Here is a 23,670-nt window from a genome sequence, read left to right on the forward strand (position 1 = left end):
GTCGCGTAATCTCGGCGCCCCGCCGCGTAACACGCGCTGGCTGCCCGGTCGATACGCTAGGGACACCGGTTGCGAGCGCCACCACTTTCCGAAAGCGCCGCGCCAGACCGGATAAAACCCTCATGGATTTGTCAGGAGCATCACCATGTACAAGACGACTTCGCGCCTTCTCGCTATCGCCGCTGCCTCGCTCGCGCTCACCCTGGGCGCCACCGCTGCCAACGCCCAAACCCCGCCGCCCCCGGGCGGTCCGGGCATGATGCACGGCGCTCCGGGCATGCATGACGGCCCCGGCATGCACGGCGACTTCATGCTCGGCTTCAAGAAGCTGCACGACAAGCTGAACCTGAACGCCGCGCAGGAAAAGCAATGGCAGGCCGCGCTCGACACGATGAAGCAGAACGGTCAAGCCATGCGCAAGAATCATGAGCAGATGAAGCAGCAGTTCGATTCGATGAAGAACCAGCCGATCCTCGACCTGAACGCCATGCACACGGCGCACGAGCAGGTCGAGCAGCAGAACCAGCAGTTGCGCGAGCAAACCACGCAAGCGTGGCTCGCCTTCTACAACGGCCTGAACGACCAGCAGAAGACGACCGTGAGCACGGCGATCAAGGAACGCTTCGCGAAGATGGAGCAGCGCCACGAGCAGATGCGCGAGCGCTGGGAGCAGCACCACAAGGGCGGCGCTTCGGCACCGGCCGCCCAGCAGTAATCGGCACACGCGCGCGCGCATTGCGCGACAAAGCGGCGCGACAAAGCGCCGCGGGATTCGCACCCCGCGGCGCTTTTTTTCATGGCGCGGGCGGCCGCTTGCCGCCGCCCGTCAACGGCTCAGGCGAGATCGAACAGCAGCACTTCGGCCGCGGCACCGTTTGCAAGCGCGACAGCCGCCTCAGCCTCGATCATCGCGGCATCACCGGCTTCGAGGCGTTGGCCATTCACGTCGAGCGCACCGCGCGCCACATGCAGATAGACGCGCCGCCCGGCAGGCACCGAATACTCGACGCGCTCTTCGCCGTCGACCAGAGCCGCGTAGATCGCGGCATCCGACTGCACGGTCACCGAGCCGTCGCGCCCGTCGGGCGAGGCGACGAGGCGCAGCCGCCCGCGCTTGTCGGCGTCGTCGAAACGCTTCTCCTCGTAGCCGGGCGCCCCGCCCCGCTCACGCGGCAGCAGCCAGATCTGCAGCAGGTGCGCTTCCTCTTCCTTCGAGCCGTTGAACTCGCTGTGCATCACGCCGGTGCCGGCGCTCATGCGCTGCACGTCGCCGGGGCGGATGGTCGAGCCGTTGCCCATGCTGTCGCGGTGGGCGAGCGCGCCGGAAAGCACATAGGTCACGATCTCCATGTCGCGGTGGCCGTGCGCGCCGAAGCCCTGGCCGCCCGCGATGCGGTCGTCGTTGAGCACCCGCAGCGCACCGTAGTGCATGTGCGCTTCGTCGAAATAGTCGGCAAACGAAAAGCTGTGGTACGAGTCGAGCCAGCCGTGGTTGGCATGGCCGCGTTCGTCGGCGCGTCGGATAGTCAGCATGGCAATCTCCGGTCAATCATGTCGATGTCCGAAGGTAAGGGCGGCGGCCCACTTGCACAATCCGCAGCGGCGCACCGCATCGTTTCACCAGCAACATCAATGCGCTGCGCTGCCGACGTCGCCCTGCGTCAGACCCGCACGCCCCCCGGCTTCGGGTAAAATACCGCGCTTTTCGGCCGGCGTGAGCCCTGATGGCCCCGGGGTGGACACCCCGTGGCGATTATCCGCCCCGCCAGCGCGCGCTGCCGCAGGGGCCGGAGTGCGTCGCGCTTTCCGACCCGCATTTTTGATCACCTAGAATGGCGGCCAACGGCCACGAGCCGGTCCGCCTTGCGTCGGCCGCGCGCCCCTACCGCGCCGCGCCGCCCGTATCAGTCGTGCATGGGACGGAGTCAGTGCTAAAAAAGCACTCGCTCCGGCTCGACAGGAGAATGATGAAGAAGTTTGCAGTGTGCGTGGCGCTCGCCCTGATCGCAGGCAGCGCCGCCGCCAAAGAGTGGAAAACCGTGCGCATCGGCGTGGACGCCAGCTATGCGCCGTTCGAATCCAAAGCGCCGAACGGACAGATCGTCGGCTTCGATGTCGACCTCACGAAAGCCCTGTGCGCGCGCATGAACGTGAAGTGCGTCTGGGTCGAGAACGACCTCGACGGCATTATCCCCGCGCTCAAGGCCCGCAAGTTCGACGCGATCGTGTCGTCGTTGACCATCACGCCGCAGCGCGCCCAGCAGATCGACTACTCCGCGAAGATGTTCGATGCGCCCGCACGCATGCTCGCGCGCACGGGCTCGCCGCTTCTGCCCACGCCGGCTTCGCTCAAGGGCAAGAACGTGGGCGTCGAGCAGGGCTCGACCCAGGAAGCGTACGCAAAGGCGCACTGGGCGCCGCAGGGCGTGAACGTGATCTCGTACCAGAATCAGGATCAGGTCTACCAGGATCTGATCGCCGGGCGCCTCGACGCCACGCTGCAAGACGAGGTTCAGGCGGATTTCGGCTTCCTGAAGACGCCGCGCGGCAAGGGCTTCGCGTGGGCGGGCCCGGAAGTGGAAGACCCGGCGACGATCGGCGACGGCACCGCGATCGGCCTGCGCAAGGACGACGCCGACCTGAAGGCGAAGTTCGACACGGCGCTTGCCGCGATTCATGCCGATGGCACGTTCGACAAGATCGCGAAGCAGTACTTCGACTTCGATATCTACAAAGGCAAGTGAACGGGAAAGCACACGCAGGTAAATAAACAACGAGACACCACCGCTCGCGCCTCGCGCCACGACACATCAAAGCCCCGGGGGCTCCCCGATAGACCGCCACCGGGCTTCGTATACAGTCACAGGCGCGCTCACGAGCGCAATTGCATCGGCCGCGCGCGACCAGGCTATAAACCGCGCGGCCATGAACGGATTTGAACCGCGGCAGACAGCCGCGCCTTTCGCGGTGTGAGAAACGCATCGTCAAGGACTTGCCCATGTTTCTTCAAGGCTACGGCCCGCTGATCCTCGCCGGCACCTGGCAGACCGTCAAGCTCGCCGTGCTGTCGCTCGCGCTCTCGTTCGTGCTCGGGCTGATCGGCGCGGCGGCCAAACTCTCCAAAAACCGCGTCGCGCACGGCGCGGGCACGCTCTACACCACGCTCATTCGCGGCGTGCCCGATCTCGTGCTCATGCTGCTGCTCTTCTACAGCATCCAGATCTGGCTGAACAATCTCACCGACATGCTCGGCTGGGATCAGATCGACATCGATCCGTTCCTCGCGGGCGTGGTCGTGCTCGGCTTCATCTACGGCGCGTACTTCACCGAGACGTTCCGCGGTGCGTTCCTCGCCGTGCCGCGCGGCCAGCTCGAAGCGGGCCACGCCTACGGCATGACGGGCTGGCAGGTGTTCACTCGCATCATGTTCCCGCAGATGATGCGCTTCGCACTGCCCGGCATCGGCAACAACTGGCAGGTGCTCGTGAAGTCCACGGCGCTCGTCTCGATCATCGGCCTCGCCGACGTCGTGAAGGCTAGCCAGGACGCCGGCAAGGGCACGCTGCGTTTCTTCTTCTTCACGCTGCTCGCCGGCGCGATCTATCTCGTCATCACCACGGTCTCCAACTTCGTGCTGATGTATCTCGACAAGCGCTACTCCACCGGTGTGCGCAAGGCGGATCTCTGAATCGCGCGAGGCCAAGACCATGCAAGACTTCGTCCAACTGATCCAGCAGTACTGGCGCAACTATCTCTTCTCCGACGGCTACCATTTCAGCGGCGTGGCCATTACGCTGTGGCTGCTCGTCATCTCGATCGGACTCGGCTTCTGCCTCTCGGTGCCGCTCGCCGTGGCGCGCGTGTCGAAGAAGAGGTGGCTCGCCGGCCTCGTGTGGCTCTACACGTACATCTTCCGCGGCACGCCGCTCTACGTGCAGCTGCTGCTGTGCTACACGGGCCTCTACAGCCTCGAGATCGTGCGCAACCACGAACTCACGAGCGCGTTCTTCAGGAGCGGCATGAACTGCACGCTGCTGGCGTTCACGCTCAACACCTGCGCGTATACCACCGAAATCTTCGCGGGCGCGATCAAGGCGACGCCCTACGGCGAGATCGAAGCTGCACGCGCGTACGGCATGTCGCAATTCACGCTGTACCGCCGCGTGATCCTGCCTTCGGCGTTGCGCCGCGCCCTGCCCTACTACAGCAACGAAGTCATTCTGATGCTGCACGCAACGACCGTGGCCTTCACGGCGACCGTGCCGGACATCCTGAAGATCGCGCGCGACGTGAACTCGGCGACGTATCAGTCGTTCGGCGCATTCGGCATCGCCGCGCTGTTGTACCTGATCATTTCTTTCACGCTCGTGTGGCTGTTCCGCCGCGCAGAGCGCCGCTGGCTCGCGTACCTGCGACCGCAAGGCAAGTGAGCCCGCCAGGGCGTGTTTAAAGGTCAATTGATGAATTCCCAGAAGCAGAAGCTGTTCGTCGACTCCATCCACAAGAAGTACGGCGACAACGAAGTCCTCAAGGGCGTGTCCCTGAAGGCCAATGCCGGCGACGTGATCAGCGTGATCGGCTCGTCCGGTTCGGGCAAAAGCACGATGCTGCGTTGCATCAACTTCCTCGAGCAGCCCAACGAAGGGCGAATCGTGGTGGATGGCGAGGAAGTCGCCACTCGCGCGGACAAGCGCACGGGCGCACTGCACCCCGCCGACGCAAAGCAACTCCAGCGCGTGCGCACCAAGCTCGCCATGGTGTTCCAGCACTTCAACCTCTGGTCGCACATGTCGGTGCTCGAGAACGTGATCGAAGCGCCCGTGCACGTGCTGGGCCTGCCGCGCAAGGACGCCGAAGAGCGCGCGCGCGCCTATCTGGAGAAGGTCGGTCTCGCGCCGCGCGTGGAGAAGCAATACCCCTCGCACCTCTCGGGCGGCCAGCAGCAGCGTGTGGCGATTGCCCGCGCGCTCGCGATGCACCCCGACGTGATGCTGTTCGACGAGCCCACTTCGGCCCTCGATCCCGAACTCGTTGGCGAAGTGCTCAAGGTCATGCAGAAGCTCGCCGAGGAAGGCCGCACGATGATCGTGGTCACACACGAAATGGGTTTCGCGCGCAACGTTTCGAACCACGTCATGTTCCTGCACAAGGGTCTCGTGGAAGAGGAAGGCCAGCCGGCCGAGGTCTTCGCCAATCCGAAGAGCGAGCGCCTGCGCCAGTTCCTTTCAGGCAGCCTCAAATAAGACGACTCGCAGGGTCGCCGCCTTTCGGCGATGTAGCAAAAGTAGTTTTACAAGGCGCTTACAGCGCCTGTTCTTTTTGGGACTTTCATCCTCCAAAAGCCGTCCGTTTAGCCCTAAAAACGGCGTTTTTCGCATTACTCCTTGCGAAATCTTCCGTCAATAGTGGCAATCCTGAACTCAGCCATTCAATTGACGTGAGTCCCTTGTCCCACAAGGGTTTCGACCTGGTTGTAGTACCTCTCTGACCACCATCCAGGAAGACCATATTGCAATTTGACGACATCCCGGGGTGCGAGCACGAATTAGTTCGCCAGCGCGGACCTTTTTTGCTAAATTAGTAACCAAAGTAGCAAAACAAAGTTCATTAAAAGTAGTTTCACTTCAAAAAGAACGGGAGATGCCAGTCAACCAGGGGACCTGCAAGACGACCCAGCCCGGGTCATGCAGCGGCACCAGCCCGTACGCCGGTCCTCGGGGTAATTCTCCCTTACGCGACGATTTCTGTTCGCAGCGCCGCCAAGCGCACGGACGTCTTTCGCAGTACTAAGGTTGACTCTTTGACAGGGTATGGAGGAGAAGATGAAGAAAGCTTTGCTCGCCGCAGCATTGATGTCGGCTGGCGTGATCGCGCATGCACAAAGCAGCGTCACGCTCTACGGCCGCCTGGACATGGGTGTGGCGTATATGAACGGCATTGGTGCCGGCAGCGGCGCAAATGGTCAAGCCACCCACGGCTCCAGCCAGGTTCAGCTCGAGAGCGGCTACTGGGGCACCAGCCTCTGGGGCATGAAGGGCGTTGAAGACATCGGTGGCGGCAACAAGGTTCTGTTCCACCTGGAAGGCAGCTTCAGCACCGCCAACGGCACGCTCGGCTCGGCCGGCTCGCTCTGGAATCGCTGGGCGACTATCGGTGTCGCGAACGACCAGTTCGGTACGCTGCTCGCTGGCCGCATGCTGTTCATCTCCAACGGCATTTGGGACTTCGACCCGTTCGGTCAGTCGAACTGGTCGTCGGCCTCGATGGTCCGTGGCCGCAACTGGCCGCAATCGAGCAACAACATTTCGTACCAGTCGCCGAACTGGTTCGGCTTTGACGTCTACGGCCAGTACGCGTTCTCGAACGCGACGAACTGGAACGGCAACAACACGACGCCGTCGGGTCGTGAAGCTGGCCTGCAACTGACCTACACGAGCTCGTTGTTCCAGATCCGCGGCCTGTATGACGAAATCCGCAATCCGAACAATGGTCAGCTGGGCGGCCTGTACAACGCGCTGGACGGCAGCACGAAGACGCCGCTCTCCACCTCGCAAGGTAACGGCAACGGCGTGTTCGCTTACTCGCGCGATTACATGGCCATGTTCAACCTGTTCCTCGGCGCGTTCAAGGTTCAGGGCGGCTACGAAGCCATCCGTTCGTCGGGCATGAATCCGGGCATCATCGGCCAGCCGACCACGCTCGACCACGAGTGGGGCGGTGTGACGTGGCAAATGACGCCGGCTGCAGCGCTGATCGCAGCGGTCTACCACGTCAACGCGAACAACGGCGGCGGCAACGCCACGCTGTACACGATCGGCGGCTCGTACAACCTGTCCAAGCGCACGCTGCTCGACATCCAGGCAGGCACGGTGCAGAACAGCAAGACGGCCAACTTCGGTCTGAACGCCAACAACTTCGGTACGGCTGCAAGCACGGGCAACCCGGTTCCGGGCCACAGCCAGGTTGGCGTGTACGCAGGTATCCAGCACTCGTTCTAATTCGAAACGAGTGTAGAAAGAACAGCTACATCGACGTTTTCACGCTGCTGCGAGAGGCGCGTATCGGTGCGATGTCCGAAAGGGTATCGCACCGTTTTTTATTCTGGGGACGGGCCGCGCGAGCGGCGCCGTCCCCTTTTCTATTGGTGCATCAGGTGCTTCGAAGGCGCCCGGCCTCAAACCGCCGCTTCGTTTTCCTCGCCCGTGCGGATGCGGATCACGCGCTCCACGTCGGTCACGAAGATCTTGCCGTCGCCGATCTTGCCGGTGCGCGCCGCGCCGATGATCGCGTCGATCACCTGGTCGGCCTGGTCGTTCGCGACCACCACCTCGATCTTCACCTTTGGCAGGAAGTCGACCACGTACTCGGCGCCGCGGTAAAGCTCCGTGTGGCCCTTCTGGCGGCCGAAGCCCTTGACCTCGGTGACGGTCAGGCCCGTGAGGCCCACTTCGGCGAGCGCCTCGCGTACTTCGTCGAGCTTGAACGGTTTGATCACGGCAGTAATGCGTTTCATGGCGAACCTCGTCTCGTTATCGGATTTGTCGGAAATTTCGGAACATATCGGGATTCTACGCTGTGCGGCCGGGGCTCACGCCGAGGGCTTGCCCGCAGGCGCCGCGCTCGACCCGCCCGCTTCGTCGGGCACGCGCTCCAGATCGGCGAGCCAGACCACCGACTCCGAATCGCTGGGCGCACGCCAGTCGCCGCGCGGCGAGAGCGAGCCGCCCGAGCCGACCTTCGGCGCATTCGGAATGCAGGTGCGCTTGAACTGGCTCTGGCGGAAGAAGCGGTCGAGGAATATGCGCAGATTGCGCTTGATCGACGCGAGATCGTACTGATTGCGCGCGACCTTCGCGTTCTCGGGCCATGCACCCGCTTCGCGGTCACCCCACGCGTGGCGCGCGAGGAACGCGACCTTGGAAGGCGCGAAGCCAAAGCGCAGCGTGTAGTAGAGGTTGAAGTCCTGCAGCTCGTAGGGGCCGATCGTGTTCTCGGTTTTCTGCTCGGGCGCGCCATCGGACTTGCCGGGGATCAGCTCCGGGCTGATGTCGGTGGCGAGAATCGCTTCGAGCACGTCGCGGCCGCTCTCCCCGTTCTGGCCAATCTGGCCCGTTTCGGCCACCCAGCGCACGAGGTGCGTGATGAGCGTCTTCGGCACGCTCGCATTCACGTTGTAGTGCGACATGTGATCGCCCACGCCGTATGTGCACCAGCCGAGCGCGAGCTCGGAGAGATCGCCCGTGCCGATCACGATCGCGTGATTGAAGTTGGCGAGGCGGAACAGGTGATTCGTGCGCTCGCCGGCCTGCACGTTTTCGAACGTGATGTCGTAGGCTTGCTTGCCTTCCGAGTACGGATGGCCGAGGTCTTCGAGCATCTGCATGCAGCTCTGGCGAATGTCGATTTCGCGCGCCGTACAGCCCACGAGCGCCATCAGCTCGCGCGCCTGGCGCAGCGTGCGCTCGCTCGTGGCGAAACCAGGCATGGTGTACGCGAGAATGTTCGCGCGCGGCAGCCCGAGGCGATCCATCGCCTTCGCGCACACGAGCAGCGCATGCGTGGAGTCGAGCCCGCCCGAGACGCCAATCACCACCTTCTTGATGCCCGCCTGCGAAAGCCGCTGCACGAGCGCCTGCACCTGGATGTTGTAGACCTCGTTGCAGCGCTCGTCGCGCCGCTTCGGGTCGGCCGGCACATAGGGGAAGCGCTCCACGCGGCGCGAGAGCGCGAGCGTGCCGCGCTGCCATGCGCCCTCGCCCGCCAGCTCGCACGAAATCACGCGAAACTTCGCGACTTCACCGGCGTGGCGGCGGATCGAATCGCCGAACGTGGTCTGGCGGATGCGCTCCTGCTGCAGCCGCGCGAGATCGACATCGGCGAAGATGAGGTGCGAGTCGTCGGAGAAACGCTCCGACTGCGCGAGCAGCTCGCCGTTTTCGCACACGAGCGCGTGGCCGTCCCAGGCCATGTCGGTGGTCGATTCGCCCTTGCCCGCCGAGGTGTACAGATACGCGGCAAGACAACGCGCCGACTGTTGCGAGACCAGTTGCTGCCGGTAGCCCGCCTTGCCCACCACGACGTTCGACGCCGAAAGATTGACGAGCACCGAAGCGCCCGCGAGCGCCGCGAACGACGACGGCGGGATCGGCACCCAGACGTCCTCGCAGATTTCCACGTGAAAGCGCAGACCCGCAACCTGCGGCACCTCGAACAGCAGCGACGCGCCGAACGGCACATCCGCGCCGGCGAGGCGCACGGTGTCGGTGCTCGCGCTATCGGCGGCGCTGAACTGGCGCGGCTCGTAGAATTCGCCGTAGTTCGGCAGGAAGCTCTTGGGCACGACGCCCGCCACACGCCCGCCCGCCACGACCGCTGCGCAGTTGAAGAGCGAATGCCCCGCGCGCACCGGCAGCCCCACGATCATCACGAGCGGCAGCGCGGCCGACGCTTCGACGATCTGCGCGAGCGCGCGCTCGCAGGCGTCGAGCAACGCTTGCTGATGGAACAGGTCGTCGCAGGTATAGGCCGAAAGCCCCAGCTCGGGGAACGCGACAAGCGCCGCGCCCCGCGCCGCGGCCTGGCGCGCGAGCGCGAGCGTCTCGCTGGCATTGAATGCGGGATCGGCCACACGGCAGCGCGGCACGCCCACGGCCACGCGCGCAAAGCCGTGCGTATAGAGATTGAAGAAGCGCTCTTTCATTTCGATAACCTTGAGGCGGGCGCGCTGCGCACGAAAGCGCGCGCTCTGACGTTTGGGCTGCCTGGTGCCGCTTGAAGCCGCTTTGAAACCGCTCGATGCTGCCTGGCTGACGCCGCTGCACGAAGCGCGGCGGTCCTCACCCGCTCGGGACGTTTGCTTTACCATGACCGTTTGCCGCTGCAGGCGCTGCTGAACGACCCAAGCCGCATCCCACGCCAACGGGCACGCATGAAACAGGAACATTTCGATTATCGCACGGGCATCCTCGGCTCACCGTCCGAGGTCGACGCCGCCGAATGGAACGCGCTGCTCGCGCGTCAGGCGCAGCCTACGCCCTTTTTGCGCCACGAATTCCTCGCGGCGCTCGACGCCACGCGCTGCACCACGCCGAACGAGGGCTGGGCCGCGCAATTCGTCACGCTCACCGACGCGCGCACGGGCCGCCTCGCCGCCGCCGCGCCGGTGTATCTGAAGGGCCACTCGTACGGCGAGTACGTGTTCGACTGGGCCTGGGCGGACGCGTACAAGCGCAACGGCCTCGAGTACTACCCGAAGCTCCTGTGCGCCGTGCCGTTCACGCCGGTGCAGGGCACGCGCCTGATCGCCGCCGACACGACCGCGCGCCGCCATCTGGCCGCGACGCTGCTCGCCTTTGCCGAGCAGGCCGACGTCTCGTCGCTGCACGTGCTCTTTCCGACCACCGAAGACGCCGAGGCACTGACCGACCTCGGCATGATGCAGCGCGAAGGCGTGCAATTTCACTGGCTCAACGACGGCTATCGCGACTTCGAGGACTTCCTCTCGACTCTCGAACAGAAGAAGCGCAAGAACATCCGCGCGGAACGTCGCAAGGTGCACGACGCGGGCGTGACGATGCGGCGTGTGCGCGGCGAGGACATTAGCGACACCGAGTGGCGCTTTTTCAGTCGCTGCTACCGGCAAACCTACCGCGAGCATTTCTCTTCGCCGTACCTGAATCTCGACTTCTTTCGCATGATCGGCGAGACGATGCCGGAGAATCTGCTGCTCGTGATCGCCGAGCGCGAAGGCAAGCCGATCGCGAGTTCGCTCGTGGTCTGGCAGCGCGGTGAGAATGGCCAGGGCGGCACGCTCTATGGCCGCTACTGGGGCGCGCTCGAACACGTGCCCTGCCTGCACTTCGAGACCGCGTATTATCAGCCGCTCGAATTCTGCATCGAGGAAAAGCTCGACGTGTTCGAAGGCGGCGCGCAAGGCGAACACAAGATGGCGCGCGGTTTCCTGCCCACCGCCACGCGCTCGGCGCATTGGCTCGCCCATCCGGCGTTCTCGGATGCCGTCGCGCGCTTTCTCGAGAGCGAGACGAATCATATTCACGCCTACATGCACGAACTCAATGAGCGCAATCCTTTTCGAGCGTGAAGCTTCCGCGCGAAACAGACGCCCCGCCGGCTATTGCCTGAACCAGCGGTGCGAGACGTTGTCGACGATCATCTTCGCGTGCGCGTCCGTCTTCGCCTTGATCTGCGCGAGTTCTGCCGGCGTCATGCTCGCATTCGAGCACGCGGCGCGGTAGTTGGCGAAGTTGATCCCGCAGGCGAGCGCCATCTGCTTGCCGCGCTGCACGTCGCCAGTATCGCGATAGAACGCGATCATGTCGGGCCACGTTTGTGGCGCCTGCCCGAACCAGGCGAACTGCCCTTCGAGAAACGCACGTGCCTGCGCGCGGTTGCTGGCCGCCATTGCATCGGCGAGTTGCACCTGCACACGCCACGACCGCTCTGGCGCCTTCTGGTTGCGGGCGAGAATCTGCCCCGGCGTCTCGCTCGAGCGCGCATGTGAAAGTGCCAACAAATTGGCGAGATAGTAGTCTGGCGCGGCGTCGTTCGCCGTGGCGCCCGAAGCCGCCCTCTGCGCAAGCCGGTAAGCCTCGACATAGCGATGCTGTGCCTCCAGCATGTCGATGTCGCTCAACATCGCGTAGTGTGCGAGCACCTCCTTCGTGTGCCGCTGCTTACGCGCGGCTTCCCACGGCGCCGTCGTCGCCGGCGGACGCTTGCCCGCGATCAGACCCTCCACGGCCTTGCTAAGGTCGTCCTCACGCGCAGCACCCTCCGGGTGCGTGTCACGCAGTGACGCCATACCTTTTGCCAGCGCACGGTCCAATGCGCGCTGCGCGTCGTAGGCGCCGGTGTTCAGGCTCACCTGCCCTTGTGTCAGTGCGTCGTTGAGCTTCGCAAGTGCGTCGTTGATACCCTGCAGGGCCTGCGCGGGGCCCGACGGCTGCGCATCAGACATCGGCGCTGCTGCCGCTGCAACAGCAGTAGCGCTCGCTCCGCTCGCAGGCGCGCTAGCCATCGGTACAGAGCCCTTAGGGATCCTGGCGAGCGTGTCGGCGCGGATCTTCTCGTGCATCGCGTCGTCCTGGGCCTTCTGCAACTTCTCATCGCGCTCGCGTGCCTCGGTGTCGTAGGTGTCGATGCGCTCAAGAAACGCCTTGAACCCATAGATGTACGAGTAACCGCAACGCAAGCTTACGGTCGCTCCGAAGAGGTCAGCCTGCTCTTCGATGCTGCGCTGCCAGGCCGGCATGAGTACAGTCGTTCCGATGCTCTGCACGAGCATGATCTTGTCGAGGCCGTTCCAGCCGCGATCGACGACATTGCGGTTCACGACCGACCATGTCACGCCTGCAAGAATTGCAGAAGCGTCGCCCGCGTTGCGCACGTCGTACAGCGCGTAGTGGTTCAGGTAGATGTGGCCGTATTCGTGTGAGAGGATTGCAAAAATCTCGTCCTCGGATTGCGCCGACATGATCCAGCCAAGCGGAACGTAGATGTTGCCCGCCGCCGTCGAACTCGCATTGAGCGATGTGTCCGACGTGATGTGCACCGTGACGGGCCAGTCCGCTGTACCGGTCGTCACCTTGATCTTCTGTAACAGCGCGTTGAGGTATTGCTCCAATTCCGGCATGGATACGAGGCCCCAGCCATCAGCACGATGGTCGTTGAGGTCCTGCTTCGCGTCGGGCCAGGTGTGCGCGGGCGGCGGCGGCAACTCGCCCGCGATCTTGATGACAGGCTTCTCAGGCGCGCCAGGAGCGAGTGACGAAAGTGACGCGAGACTGGCGGGCACCGGCAAGTTCGCGCAGGCAGCGAGTGCGAGCGCAGCGGAGCAAGCCGCCGCCGCACGTGCGAATGGCGGCCTCATTGGCAACGGTTCGTCGACGAGCCGAGATCGCCCGCGCTCTGCGCGCCCCCCGCGGTCTTCTCGCAGTTCGCCCTCACAATCTGGCTCGCACGCACGTTCATCGAGTCCACCCAGTAGTCCTTGCCACCCAGTTTCACGCGGTAATAGCCCGAGTTCTCTTCGAGCACTGTCCAGGGCAGCCCGCTCGCATGCGCCGAGCTCACGGGCGTCGCAGGGACGGGGGCAGCGTAGAGTGGCAGCGGGTCGCTCTTTGCGCTCACAATCGACTGGGCCGCCATAGCGGGTGCAGTCCACGCAGCGGCAACTGCGATCGCGAGCGGCAGCGCAATACTCGCCCCGCGGCGCGCGAGTGTAGGCATAAGGTCCAGTTCGCGGCTTTGCTTCATGTTCATTCCCCGTTTACGTTATGGTTTGCTTGTTGGCCTATTTAGTCTTGCTGACATTGCTCTTTAGCGGCGTCTTGCGCGTTCGCGCCCTCATCCTCCCCTGATTCTCTCTCCGGACCGAACAGCCAAATGACTAGCTTCTCGTTCCACTCGAACCATTCCGCCGCGAGCGCGAACACCGCGATATCAATGATGCTGAGAAAGCCCATGTTCAGCACGGACTGGCCGAAATAGAGCAGCACAGCGACCAGTGCGAGCGACGCAGCGATCTCGAGCGTGCACTTGACGAACCAGGAGACCGATTCGCCCGCGCGCCGTGCAACCCAGCGCATGGGTCCACGTAGGTGCTCGCGCTCTACCCTCTTACGCATGCGGTTTTTCGCCACGCGCACCGCCACCACTGCCAACAGCCCGCCCACAACCAGAATGAACAGGTGCACATGATCGCGGTCGGCGCGCAGCGCGAGTGCCGTGGCGTGCTTGTAGCGTGAGCCGTAGGTCAAGAGATTGTCGAACGCCATCGCGTGGAGGTAGACACCTGGAACGCGCCCGTGAATCGGCGAGATCACAAAGTCGTTCGAATACTCGCGCGCGGTGCCGATCATGACGACGCGATTGGTCAGCGCGCGCTTGAGCACAGTCTCGCCAACGTCGTCGGCGTTTGCGAAGTCGTAGCCGTAAACTGTTTCGTGGTAAACACAGACCGGCTTCTCCGCGTCGTGAAAAAGCCATTCGCGCAAACCGAACGGCGCGATTTCAAGCAAGCCATGGTCAGTGCGGCAATATGCTTCGTGACTCTCTGGCGCGTCGTTCCCCTCCTCGGCCGAAACCGGGGCAAGCAAGCGTAGGCCGTCTGACGCAGGCGAGAGCCCCCACGAGAGCGCCATCGGCGCGCTTGCATTGGCAACCGGTTCCTTCGCGAGGTCGTCGTAAATCGCGAGCGCGGCGCTGCGCCGAACGGGGTTGCTACTGCTGTGCGTTTCGAGCGGATACGACCACGCGAGCTTGTCGACTTCGTCGGGCCTGAACGTGATCGAGACCGTCTCGAAGCAACGCCCTCGCAACTCATCGAGGCCCGGACGCACGCGCAATACGCCAGCGGCGTCGGGCGTTCCCGCAAGATAGACTCTCGTGCCGCCGGCGCGCAGCTTGCACAGGCGCTGCGCGAACAAAGCGAGCGTCGGGTCGGGACGAGGATCCCGGAACATGATGTCGAAGAATACGGCGCGCGGCTTGTAGCCCTGTAACGCATCGAGAAGCCGGGTATAGTAACCGTAGCTTGCGGGCCAGGTCTGTCCAGCTTGCGCGAGCGAGGCATCGTCGATCACCAGGACGGAAATCGCGTCGCGTGAACCGTTACCGTAGGCCTGCCCCGCGACAGGCGCATAAACGCTCGCGGCCTTGCGCGTGGCGAACTCCTCACCGAACAGTTGGGGCAGCACGAGCGCGGCCGCAATGCCGAATACGATGGCGAGAAGCCCCTGCAGTATCGTGCGATTGAAAAGTGCCGCGGCGAGCCGCCTCTTCAGCGCGCGCGCCCCCCGTACCAGTACATTCATTCTCGTTATTGACTGCTTCTTCTTCGAATATCCCGCGGCCGCCCGCGCGTTCCTTTCAGTTGCTCGGCCAGCGCGACGCAACCGGCGAACACTGCTCTCGACTGCATTACGGCCGCCTTACCGTAAAACTTTAGCCGGGTGCGGTGCGACAATCTGCCCTCCAGCCGATCTGACGGGACTTAGCATGCGCCGCGAACTGTGGGACACTCACGCTCGCCCACCCTGATACGCGCCGTGCGCTTTTCCCCCTCTATGCCGTGGTTCCTCTACATGCTCGAATGCGCCGACGGCAGCGTCTACACGGGCATCGCCGTCGACGTCGCCGCCCGCTTCGCCCAGCACGCGAGCGGCACGGGCGCGCGCTACACGCGCTCGCGCAAGCCGGTGCAGGTGCTCGCGCAATTCGAGTTCGCCGACCGTGCGCGCGCCTCGAGCGCCGAGTACTGGGTCAAGCGCCTCACCCCACGCGAAAAGCGCGCGCTCGCGGCCGGCGCGCGCACGCTCGAATCGGTCCTGCCCCCGCCGCCCCCGGAAACGGCCCCGGAAACCGCAGCGCCGGATTGAGCAAACGCCTCGCGGCAAGAGCGTTTGCTCTTTTCATCGAACACGCCGTCTAAAGCCTAAAGCCGCCGCAGCCCTCGCCGTTATTGCTCACAAGACGCCGGTCTTAGCCCCCGGCGTGCGCTCTCATTTCACCTCGCAAGCCGAAGGGACCGGTGAAGCATGAAGAGACCCATTAAAACGGAGCCGAGCCGGCTTGCCCCCGGGTGGCACGGATTGCGGCGCACGACCGCGGTCCTGCTGCCGTTATGGCTGCTCGCTGCCGTCATGGCCGTGATCGCCGCGGTCAGCCTCGCGATCATGTCGATCCTGCTTGCCTATGTGGCGGGGGAAAGCAGCTGGTCGAAGGGCCAGAAGGACGCGGTCCACGCGCTGGAGCGCTACGCGCGCACCGGCGACGAGGCGGACTACCGCACGTTCCTCGCCGGCATTGCGGTGCCGCTCGGCGACCGCGCGGCCAGGCTGGAGATGAACCGCGCGCAGCCTGACACCGCAGCGATTCGGCACGGTTTCGAGCTGGGCCGCATCGCGCCCGCCGACATCGACGGCATGACCTGGGGTTACCGCACGCTCAAGAACACGGCGTGGATGCGCCCGGCCGTGGCCTTCTGGGAGATCGGTGACCGCTATATCCTGCGTCTTGCCGATACGGGCGAACGCCTGCACGCGCTCGTTCAGGCGGGCAAACTGCACGCGCCCGAATCCACCGGCCTCGTGCAGGAACTGCGCGAGATCGACAGCCAGCTCGCGCCCATCGAAAGCGGCTTCTCCCGCTCGCTCGACGACGCGGCGCGCGCCACGCGCTCGCTCCTCACGCTCGCGCTCGCCGCCTCCGCGATCGTGCTGCTCGGCGTGTTCTCGCAATTCATCCGCCGCGCGCTCGCTCGCAGCGACCGCCTCGAAGCCGAAGTGCGCAAGAACGAGGAGCGCCTCACGCTAGGCTTCGAAGGCATCAACGCCGGCCTCTGGGACTGGGAGGTCGGCAGCCGGCAATGCTACTTCTCGAACTGGCTCTACGAGCAGCTCGGCTACGACGTGGGCACGCGCTTCGAAAGCGACACGGGCCTCACCCAGCTCGTCCACCCGGACGACCTCACGCTCGTGCGCCACGCACTGCGCCAACACCTTGCGCGCGCAACGACTTTCGACGTGGAGTTTCGTCTGCGCACGCTCGCGGGCAGCTACTGCTGGTGCCGCGCGCGCGGCCAGGCGGTGCGCGACGCGCGCGGGCGCGCCGTGCGCATGGTCGGTTGCCTGTTCGACATTTCCGAACTAAGGACCGCAGAAGCGAAGGCCTATACCGAACGCGAACTGGCGGAGGTCACGCTGGCCTCGATCGGCGAAGCCGTGATCCGCACCGACGAGCACGCGCGCGTGACCTACTGCAACGCGGTGGCCGAACGCATGCTCGGCCGCGCGGCCGCCGGGATGCTCACGCAACCGTTCGACGCGATCTGCGACCTGCGCAACGACGCGCAAGAACAGCAGCGCTTCGATCTCCTTATGAATTCTCTGGCGGCAGGCAACGCAGGCGGCGCGAGTCTGCATGTGTTGCGCCCGAACGGCTCACGTCTCGCGGTCGACTACTCGGTGTCGAGGCTGCGCGACGCGCAACGCCGTGTGATCGGCACCGTTATCGTGCTCTACGACGTGAGCGCGCTGCGCGAGCATGCCGCCCGCCTCGCCTACCAGGCGACCCACGACGAGCTCACCGACATCTACAACCGCCGCGAATTTGAGCGGCGTCTGGCCGCGTTGCTCGACGAGAGCGCTAGCGCACCTGCCGGACAGCCTGGCCACGCGGTCATGTTTCTCGACCTCGACCAGTTCAAGGTCGTCAACGACACCTGCGGCCACTCGACCGGCGACGAGCTGATCCGCCAGGTTTGCCGCGTGCTCAAAAGCGGGTTGCGTGGCGAGGACATCATTGCGCGCCTGGGTGGCGACGAATTTGGCGTCGTGCTGCCGCACTGCACGGCCTCGCACGCGTCACTGCTCGCGGAGAACCTGCGCGCGGGCATCGCCGCGATCCGCTTCACGGGCGCCGGGCGCATCGTGCAGACGAGCGTGAGCATCGGCCTCGTCGGCGACGCGGCGGGGCTCGTTTCCGTGAAAGAGGTGATGAAGGCCGCGGATGTGGCGTGCTACATGGCGAAGAAGAAAGGCCGCAACCGCGTGCACCGCTTTCGCTATGACGACGAGGAACTCTCGCAGACGCACGCGCAGATGGCGTGGGTCTCCGACATCAAGGCGGCGCTCGAGAACGGCCAGTTCTGCCTGTTCGGCCAGAAAATCCTCTCGCTCGCGCAGTCGTCCATATCGGCATCGGCGGCCGACGACACGCACGTCGAACTGCTGCTCCGCATGCAGTCCGCCTCCGGCGCGCTCGTCGAGCCTTCCGCGTTTATCGGCGCGGCCGAGCGCTTCGACCTCATGCCGGCCATCGACCGCTGGGTGATCGCGAGCGCATTCGCGATGATCGCCGAAGGCACGCACGACTACGGCACCTGGTCGATCAACCTCTCAGGCGCCTCGCTCGGCGACGCGCAGCTCGCCGACTATATCGAGGAGCAGCAGCGCATCTGGTCCATCCCGTTCGAGCGCGTGTGCTTCGAGATCACCGAAACCGCCGCCATCACGAACCTGGACGAGGCGATCACGCTCATCGAACGCCTGCGCGCGCAGGGCTGCCGCTTCGCGCTCGACGACTTCGGCGCGGGCATGTCGTCGTTCAACTACCTCAAGCATCTGCACGTCGATTATCTGAAGATCGACGGCAGCTTCATACGCGGCATCATCGACAGTCCGCTGGACCAGGCCATCGTGCGATCGATCAATCAGGTCGCGCACGCCGCGGGCAAGCTGACGATCGCCGAGTGCGTGGAGGACGCCGCCATCGTGGACTGGATGATCGCGATGGGCGTGGACTACGCGCAGGGCTACGGCGTGGGCAGGCCCGCGCGGCTCGACATCCTGCGCGGGCCCGAACTGCGCGACGTCGCAGAAGTAGGCTAAACGGGCCTGTGAGAGTCGCCGGTTCACAAGAATGTATTGACAACAGCTACACACCGCCCTATTATGTGTATCTAATGTATACACATCAAGGAGCGAATTCATGCGTGACGCTTCTATCAACCTGCGTGCGTTGCCCGAGCAGCGCGACCTGATCGACCATGCTGCCAGCCTGCTGGGCAAGAATCGCTCTGATTTCATGCTGGAAGCGGCGTGTGAGCGTGCGAAAGCCATTGTGCTGGATCAGGTCTTTTTCAGCCTGGACGAGGCACGCTTCCGCCAGTTCACCGCGTTGCTTGATGCGCCACAGGACACGAATCCGGGCCTTGAGCGCCTGATGGCGGTCAAGGCACCGTGGAAGACCGGCAAGTCGTGAACATGCAGCTTTCGGCACCGCAACCGCTCGCCGCAACGCATCGACTTGATGGGTTCAGTTGTGGCGAGCCATCGCTGGATGACTGGTTGAAGCGACGTGCCCTGACCAACCATCTGAACGGCGCCAGCCGCACCTTCATCGTGGTCGACCCTGACCAATGCGTGCTTGGGTACTACGCCCTGGCGGCGGGGGCCGTCGCACATGAGGAGGCCACGAGCGCTGTGCGGCGCAACATGCCTGATCCGGTGCCGGTCATGGTGCTTGCAAGGCTCGCAGTCGATGCCCGTGCCCAGGGCATCAAGCTCGGGGCGTCCCTGCTCCAGGATGCTGTCGCGCGCGTGCACGCCGTCGCCGAGAATGCCGGCGTTCGAGCGTTGCTTGTACATGCGCTAAACGAGCGCGCAAAACAGTTCTATGAACACTACGGTTTTCGGGCGTCGCCTATCCACCCGATGACCTTGATGCTCCCCCTGAGAGCACGCCAGCCATGACGGCATCCTCTACTTCGCGGTACGTCATCTCTTCTGGCAACGGAGTGGGCAACCGCCGGGTGAGATGGTGAACATCGGCGAGCGGCGCATACAGCTCAACTGCACTGGCAATGGCTCTCCGACGGTAGTGTTCGAATCCGGCCTGGGAATTAGCGGTTCGCTGGACTGGTCGGCAGTCCACCCATCCGTCTGGAAGCTCACCCGCGCCTGTTCATATGGTCGCGCAGGAATCATGTGGAGGGACCTCAGCCCAGAAGCACAAGACGCCAGACCGGTTTCGAAACCTCAGCAGTCGTCCAATTTACGTGCTCACCGCGACGGCGCCGTTTACTGCGGCAGCGCTGGCATCGACGCACATAACTGCTGCCCAAGGCCTGCGGGTGAGAGAGAGATAGACCCAGCTGCAGAACGATGAGGCTCACCGGGTTCTTGCGCCTTGCGGACGTCGAGAACCAGTGCGCCGTCATGACTCATGGCGTCAAATTTCGGCTCCAGGACTGGAGATCATGACTCGCCTTGAGCACTGTATTCGACGGGATAGCCGTCTTGATGCAGGGTGAAGGTGAGAGCGCGGACGCCCAGCTTGACCTGGCCGAGCGGCTTGTCGAGTTCTCTGTTCAACGAAACAAGGGCCGCGCTGGAGCGAATTCCCCCCGTCAACGTACAGCGTGAGCCGAAAGCTCGCGTTAAGTTCACCTGAACAAACACAACGAATTCGTCGTGCCTCTCCTGTTCTGCGGTCATGGCGCGATTCTCCTTGGTGTTGACCATCAGTAGTGGTAGCGGCACGAAACGATATTGATTTGCGTGTTTGCTACTTCGTAGACCAAACGATTCGTTTCATCAATGCGGCGCGACCAAAAACCAGTCAGGTTTTCCTTCAGTGGCTGCACAGGAATTCAAATCAGGAAGGAGGCTCCTTGAGCTCTATCGATGCGCCCAAATGTAAGCGATCGATAAACAACGCCCTTCAGTCATCGAACGTGTAAGAACGTTCTGATATCCTTCGCCTCTCATTCTGGCTGGCCAGGAAAAGTGAAATGCGTTGGATACTGATTCTTGTACTGGCAATCGTATGTACGTGTTCCGCGCTGGCCGCCCCGGCTGCTTTTAACTCAGGCGTAATCCGCCTCACGGTGGTGGACGAGGCTGCTTCTTTCGACACGGTCGTCTTTTACCCTACGCATGAGCGCGAGGTTCCGTGGCAAGCGGGGCCGTTCACTGTCGAGGCGACGCGCAATGCTCCGCCTGTACCTGATAACCGCTTCCCGGTTGTGTTGATTTCACACGGGCGAGGCGGCGGCCCCCTCAGCCACCGTGACCTGGCTACCGCTTTGGCTCGCGCCGGATTTATCGTCGTGTTGCCGACGCACGTTGGAGATGCTTCAGGCTATCCCCGGGCGCCGTCCCAAGCCCAGATTCTGATTGATCGTCCCCGACAGGCAGAAGCCGCGCTCAATGCAGTTCTCGCAGATCCACGGTTTTCAGCAAGCGCCGATGTCGGCAGAATTGGCATGATCGGATACTCGGCGGGTGGCTACACTGCGCTGATTCTGGCGGGAGCGAAACCCGACTTTGCATACGCCAGTGCGTACTGCGCGAACCATGATGATTCGGGATCATGTCCGCGTTCAGCATCCAGCAATGGTACGAACGGCGCCCAAGGTAAAGCGGCCGTCCCCGCTGAACTGGTAGCTTGGCAACCGCCCGTTGACCGCCGCATGAAGGCCCTGGTGCTGATGGATCCGCTGGCGATGATGTTTGAGGCGCATGGCTTGTCCGCTGTGCGCATACCGACGATGCTCTATCGACCGCAGGACGACAGCTATCTTGGTTCTACAAGAAACTCTGTTGCCGTCGTGTCAGGCTTGCCCAAACCGCCTGCAGTCCACATCGTGCCAGGCAACCACTTCGTTTTCATTGATCCCTGTCCGGCCTCGGTCGCAGCCAGTGTGACCCTGATCTGCCGGGATGCGCCGGGGATCGATCGCGTGGAGATTCATCGCCAGATCGACCAGGAGGTCGTGGACTTCCTGCGAGCAAATCTATAACTCATCCGGGCTGAGCTGACATGCCCCAGGCAAGCAGCGCAGCGTAGTCGTCGACAGTCTTTGCCAGAGGCAATTGCTGGAACAGCAAGGTGAGGTAACGGTACGGATCGATTCGACAGGCTTTGCAGGTTTCGACGAGAGAGTAAGATTGGCGCTCGCAGTCGCGCCGCCGACAGTGCCCGCGAACAGCCAGCCGCGACGCTTACAGAAGGGCTTCTATAACCGCAAGAACTCGTTATTTGCAGCTTCGCCGCGCGGAGCCAAGGCGGCCGCCACGATGTACTCACTGCTCGGTACGGCCCGCCTGAACCACGTCGAGCCCTATGCGTGGCTCAAGAACACACTCGAGAAATTGCCGTCATATCCAGCCAGTCGCGTGCACGAACTGCTGCCGCTTGCCCGTTAAACGCCCCTCGATTCATGGACATTCTCGAAACACTTCGACAGGCGCCCAGCGCCGAACTCTACCGCCTCTATCTCGCGATCGGCAAAATGCTTGACGACCCCAGACGGATCCTGGAAGTGCGGCAGCGGCTGCACCTCGGGATGAGCGTCGACTACGTCGGCGACAATCCACTGGAACCGCTATCGCAAGGCACCATCGTTGAGCTTCGGCACACACAGGCGGTCGTTCAGGACAGCCGCAGTCGGCGCCACTGGGCGATTCCCTACGCGGCGATCGTTCCCGACAGGACTGCCCCAGTTGTTCATCCTGAGCCGCCACCGCCGCCGCGCGCAAAACGCGAAGAGTTCGCCATCGGCGACACGGTCGGGTTCACCGACACGCACCTGAACGAGCGCTTTGGCATCATCGTCAGACTGAACGCGAAAACCGCCTCGATCGCGGTAACAGGCTCGGAGGGGCACTGGCGCGTTTCCTACGGCCTGCTGCGGCATATCGTCGATCTGTAAGCCGAGTCAATACCGAATACCGCACGACGTCATGGCCAGGACCAAACCCAACGCGGAACGTGAACATCGCATCGAGATGGAAGTCGTCGTCGACGCGTATACCGAGGAAGAGCGTGCGCTGTCGTGGTACTACTACCTGGAAGAACACCTCTCGTTCCCATTCCAGGCCAATGTTCGCAAGGCGATGGCCTCTTCGCCGCTGCCCGCAGGTGAACAGGTCTCGGTCACAGCGCTCGCTCATGAAGACCTGTGTCGGGTTGGCATCTTCGTCTGGGCCCGGTGGGGCGAACGAGACGTTGTGGCACCGCTGGCCCAGCTTGTTTCGTTGAACAGCGATAAGTCAACACAGGTGGCAGTCGCGGACTGGCATTACTGGCACGATCAAGGTTACGCGTTCTGAGGTTCAGACTTCTGGCGGGTTGCGCAGACGGATACCTTTCAAACTCGGCCAGCAGTGCGCTTTCCGCTTCCCGGAGCGTTTCGGATAGCCGCATCTGATTCCGGCCTCCTGTTTTCCATTCGCATCGCCGGTTCCCCGTGTGCACAACTCCGCTGCCCACACCGCAAGGGTGTGGACAGCCGCCCCGAGGGCGGTACCGGAGTTGCACATACTTGAGCTCCTGACGCGCCAGCTACGCCGGCTTGTCCAAGGAAGAAAAACTGCGGAGTCAAACCCGACCGAGCAATGTGAAAAGCCTCGCAAATTCGTAGGCATAAAAAAAGCGCCCCCAAAGGGGGCGCCTCATCGGAAACTTTCGTTTCCTGATTACGCTGGTCTACTTCTTGAAGTTCGCCACGCCGTCGGTGATTTCCTTGTGGGCGGCTTCGATGCCGACCCAGCCTTCGACCTTGACCCACTTGCCCTTTTCGAGCGCCTTGTAGTTCTCGAAGAAGTGCTTGATCTGGTCCTTCAGGTACTCGGGCACGTCGTCGAGCGACTTGAGGTTGGCCGTCATCGGGCAGACCTTGTCGTGCGGGACCGCGATCAGCTTGGCGTCGACGCCCGACTCGTCGGTCATCTGCAGCATGCCGAGTGCGCGCGAGCGCACGACCGAGCCTGCCAGCAGCGGGAACGGCGTGATCACGAGCACGTCGACCGGGTCGCCGTCGCCGGAGAGCGTCTGCGGAATGAAGCCGTAGTTCACGGGATAGCGCATGCCCGTGCCGACGAAACGGTCGACGACGAGCAGGCCCAGGTCCTTGTCGGCTTCGTATTTCACCGGATCGCTTTGCGCGGGAATCTCGATGATCACGTTGAAGTCTTGCGGCAGATCCTTGCCGGCGGGGACATTTGCAAAGCTCATGAGCGCTCTCTGTTGAGAAGGGGAAAAATCGACGGCTCGCGCGGAGAAACGGCGCGGAACCGAACGTCGCGGACGTTGGAGGATGGACGCCATTATAGCCAATCGGCCAGGGCGGCCGGGACTTCGGCC

General features: G+C 63.4%; 23 protein-coding genes and 2 pseudogenes. 15 read left to right on the forward strand and 10 right to left on the reverse strand.

What is annotated here, in order from left to right; translation table 11 throughout:
* Positions 1-145: 145 nt before the first annotated feature.
* Positions 146-715: a periplasmic heavy metal sensor gene (locus tag BFD71_RS16555; RefSeq protein WP_069265403.1), complete on the forward strand. Its 570-nt coding sequence runs from the start codon at positions 146-148 to the stop codon at positions 713-715.
* Positions 716-834: 119 nt separating this feature from the next.
* Here BFD71_RS16555 and BFD71_RS16560 read toward each other — a convergent pair whose 3' ends face one another.
* Positions 835-1,533 (reverse strand): pirin family protein, encoded by a 699-nt coding sequence (locus BFD71_RS16560; RefSeq protein ID WP_069265404.1) that lies wholly within the window; start codon positions 1,531-1,533, stop codon positions 835-837.
* 434 nt (positions 1,534-1,967) lie between these two features.
* On the opposite strand from BFD71_RS16560, the gene BFD71_RS16565 reads away from it, so the two are divergent.
* The 5 genes from BFD71_RS16565 (at position 1,968) to BFD71_RS16585 (ending at position 6,998) form a co-directional block, all read left to right on the forward strand.
* Entirely contained in the window at positions 1,968-2,744 is a 777-nt protein-coding gene (locus tag BFD71_RS16565; protein WP_069265507.1) for an ABC transporter substrate-binding protein, read from the forward strand.
* A 254-nt stretch (positions 2,745-2,998) separates the two neighbouring features.
* Positions 2,999-3,688, forward strand: a complete 690-nt coding sequence (locus BFD71_RS16570) for an ABC transporter permease (protein WP_028207717.1) — start codon at positions 2,999-3,001, stop codon at positions 3,686-3,688.
* Between the two features lie 19 nt (positions 3,689-3,707).
* Positions 3,708-4,430 (forward strand): ABC transporter permease, encoded by a 723-nt coding sequence (locus tag BFD71_RS16575; RefSeq protein WP_069265405.1) that lies wholly within the window; start codon positions 3,708-3,710, stop codon positions 4,428-4,430.
* A 30-nt stretch (positions 4,431-4,460) separates the two neighbouring features.
* Complete coding sequence (locus BFD71_RS16580) at positions 4,461-5,243, forward strand: ABC transporter ATP-binding protein (RefSeq protein WP_069265508.1); 783 nt, start codon at positions 4,461-4,463, stop codon at positions 5,241-5,243.
* Between the two features lie 579 nt (positions 5,244-5,822).
* On the forward strand, positions 5,823-6,998 hold the full coding sequence (locus tag BFD71_RS16585; protein WP_069265406.1) for a porin: 1,176 nt from the start codon (positions 5,823-5,825) through the stop codon (positions 6,996-6,998).
* Positions 6,999-7,174: 176 nt separating this feature from the next.
* Here BFD71_RS16585 and BFD71_RS16590 read toward each other — a convergent pair whose 3' ends face one another.
* Complete coding sequence (locus BFD71_RS16590) at positions 7,175-7,513, reverse strand: P-II family nitrogen regulator (RefSeq protein WP_027795598.1); 339 nt, start codon at positions 7,511-7,513, stop codon at positions 7,175-7,177.
* Positions 7,514-7,588: 75 nt separating this feature from the next.
* Positions 7,589-9,700, reverse strand: a complete 2,112-nt coding sequence (locus BFD71_RS16595) for an NAD(+) synthase (protein ID WP_069265407.1) — start codon at positions 9,698-9,700, stop codon at positions 7,589-7,591.
* A gap of 228 nt (positions 9,701-9,928) precedes the next feature.
* On the opposite strand from BFD71_RS16595, the gene BFD71_RS16600 reads away from it, so the two are divergent.
* A complete protein-coding gene (locus BFD71_RS16600) occupies positions 9,929-11,101 on the forward strand; it encodes a GNAT family N-acetyltransferase (protein ID WP_069265509.1) in 1,173 nt (390 codons plus the stop codon).
* Between the two features lie 30 nt (positions 11,102-11,131).
* On the opposite strand, the gene BFD71_RS16605 is transcribed toward BFD71_RS16600, so the two are convergent.
* The 3 genes from BFD71_RS16605 to BFD71_RS16615 are packed head-to-tail and all read right to left on the reverse strand — an operon-like array spanning position 11,132 to position 14,834.
* On the reverse strand, positions 11,132-12,889 hold the full coding sequence (locus tag BFD71_RS16605; protein WP_069265408.1) for a M48 family metalloprotease: 1,758 nt from the start codon (positions 12,887-12,889) through the stop codon (positions 11,132-11,134).
* The gene (locus BFD71_RS16610; protein ID WP_069265409.1) at positions 12,886-13,275 is read right to left on the reverse strand and encodes a hypothetical protein; all 390 of its coding nucleotides are present in this window, start codon (positions 13,273-13,275) and stop codon (positions 12,886-12,888) included. The genes BFD71_RS16605 and BFD71_RS16610 overlap by 4 nt, the downstream gene beginning before the upstream one ends.
* A 41-nt stretch (positions 13,276-13,316) precedes the next feature.
* Positions 13,317-14,834, reverse strand: a complete 1,518-nt coding sequence (locus tag BFD71_RS16615; protein WP_069265410.1) for a CHASE2 domain-containing protein — start codon at positions 14,832-14,834, stop codon at positions 13,317-13,319.
* Positions 14,835-15,086: 252 nt separating this feature from the next.
* Between BFD71_RS16615 and BFD71_RS16620 the strand changes: the two genes are divergently transcribed.
* The 4 genes from BFD71_RS16620 (at position 15,087) to BFD71_RS16635 (ending at position 19,274) form a co-directional block, all read left to right on the forward strand.
* Entirely contained in the window at positions 15,087-15,398 is a 312-nt protein-coding gene (locus BFD71_RS16620; RefSeq protein WP_069265411.1) for a GIY-YIG nuclease family protein, read from the forward strand.
* Between the two features lie 159 nt (positions 15,399-15,557).
* A complete protein-coding gene (locus tag BFD71_RS16625; protein ID WP_083245303.1) occupies positions 15,558-18,410 on the forward strand; it encodes an EAL domain-containing protein in 2,853 nt (950 codons plus the stop codon).
* A 100-nt stretch (positions 18,411-18,510) separates the two neighbouring features.
* Entirely contained in the window at positions 18,511-18,783 is a 273-nt protein-coding gene (locus BFD71_RS16630) for a type II toxin-antitoxin system TacA family antitoxin (RefSeq protein ID WP_069265413.1), read from the forward strand.
* A 2-nt stretch (positions 18,784-18,785) separates the two neighbouring features.
* Complete coding sequence (locus tag BFD71_RS16635; RefSeq protein WP_218108661.1) at positions 18,786-19,274, forward strand: GNAT family N-acetyltransferase; 489 nt, start codon at positions 18,786-18,788, stop codon at positions 19,272-19,274.
* 504 nt (positions 19,275-19,778) lie between these two features.
* On the opposite strand, the gene BFD71_RS16640 is transcribed toward BFD71_RS16635, so the two are convergent.
* Both BFD71_RS16640 and BFD71_RS16645 read right to left on the reverse strand, forming a co-directional pair.
* Entirely contained in the window at positions 19,779-20,018 is a 240-nt protein-coding gene (locus BFD71_RS16640) for a hypothetical protein (protein WP_141710697.1), read from the reverse strand.
* 26 nt (positions 20,019-20,044) lie between these two features.
* Positions 20,045-20,164: pseudogene (locus BFD71_RS16645) on the reverse strand (Txe/YoeB family addiction module toxin); the annotation flags it as partial.
* Positions 20,165-20,314: 150 nt separating this feature from the next.
* Here BFD71_RS16645 and BFD71_RS16650 point away from each other — a divergent pair.
* Entirely contained in the window at positions 20,315-21,325 is a 1,011-nt protein-coding gene (locus BFD71_RS16650; protein ID WP_069265416.1) for an alpha/beta hydrolase family protein, read from the forward strand.
* Between the two features lies 1 nt (position 21,326).
* Here the strand turns inward: BFD71_RS16650 and BFD71_RS39165 are convergent.
* Positions 21,327-21,526 (reverse strand): annotated as a pseudogene (locus BFD71_RS39165) (transposase domain-containing protein); the annotation flags it as partial.
* Between the two features lie 76 nt (positions 21,527-21,602).
* Here BFD71_RS39165 and BFD71_RS40565 point away from each other — a divergent pair.
* From BFD71_RS40565 to BFD71_RS16665, 3 genes are read left to right on the forward strand one after another with little or no spacing between them, the layout of a single operon-like run.
* Positions 21,603-21,731, forward strand: coding sequence for a transposase domain-containing protein (locus tag BFD71_RS40565; RefSeq protein WP_141710698.1), 129 nt, complete (start codon positions 21,603-21,605; stop codon positions 21,729-21,731).
* Between the two features lie 14 nt (positions 21,732-21,745).
* The gene (locus tag BFD71_RS16660) at positions 21,746-22,237 is read left to right on the forward strand and encodes a hypothetical protein (protein WP_069265417.1); all 492 of its coding nucleotides are present in this window, start codon (positions 21,746-21,748) and stop codon (positions 22,235-22,237) included.
* A gap of 31 nt (positions 22,238-22,268) precedes the next feature.
* Positions 22,269-22,637 (forward strand): calcium-binding protein, encoded by a 369-nt coding sequence (locus tag BFD71_RS16665; RefSeq protein WP_069265418.1) that lies wholly within the window; start codon positions 22,269-22,271, stop codon positions 22,635-22,637.
* Between the two features lie 376 nt (positions 22,638-23,013).
* Here the strand turns inward: BFD71_RS16665 and ppa are convergent, their stop codons facing one another.
* Positions 23,014-23,541, reverse strand: coding sequence for an inorganic diphosphatase (gene ppa, locus BFD71_RS16670; protein ID WP_069265419.1), 528 nt, complete (start codon positions 23,539-23,541; stop codon positions 23,014-23,016).
* Between the last annotated feature and the right edge of the window lie 129 nt (positions 23,542-23,670).

The sequence above is a fragment of the Paraburkholderia nodosa genome (assembly GCF_001718195.1).
GTDB classification, from domain to species: Bacteria; Pseudomonadota; Gammaproteobacteria; order Burkholderiales; family Burkholderiaceae; genus Paraburkholderia; species Paraburkholderia nodosa_A.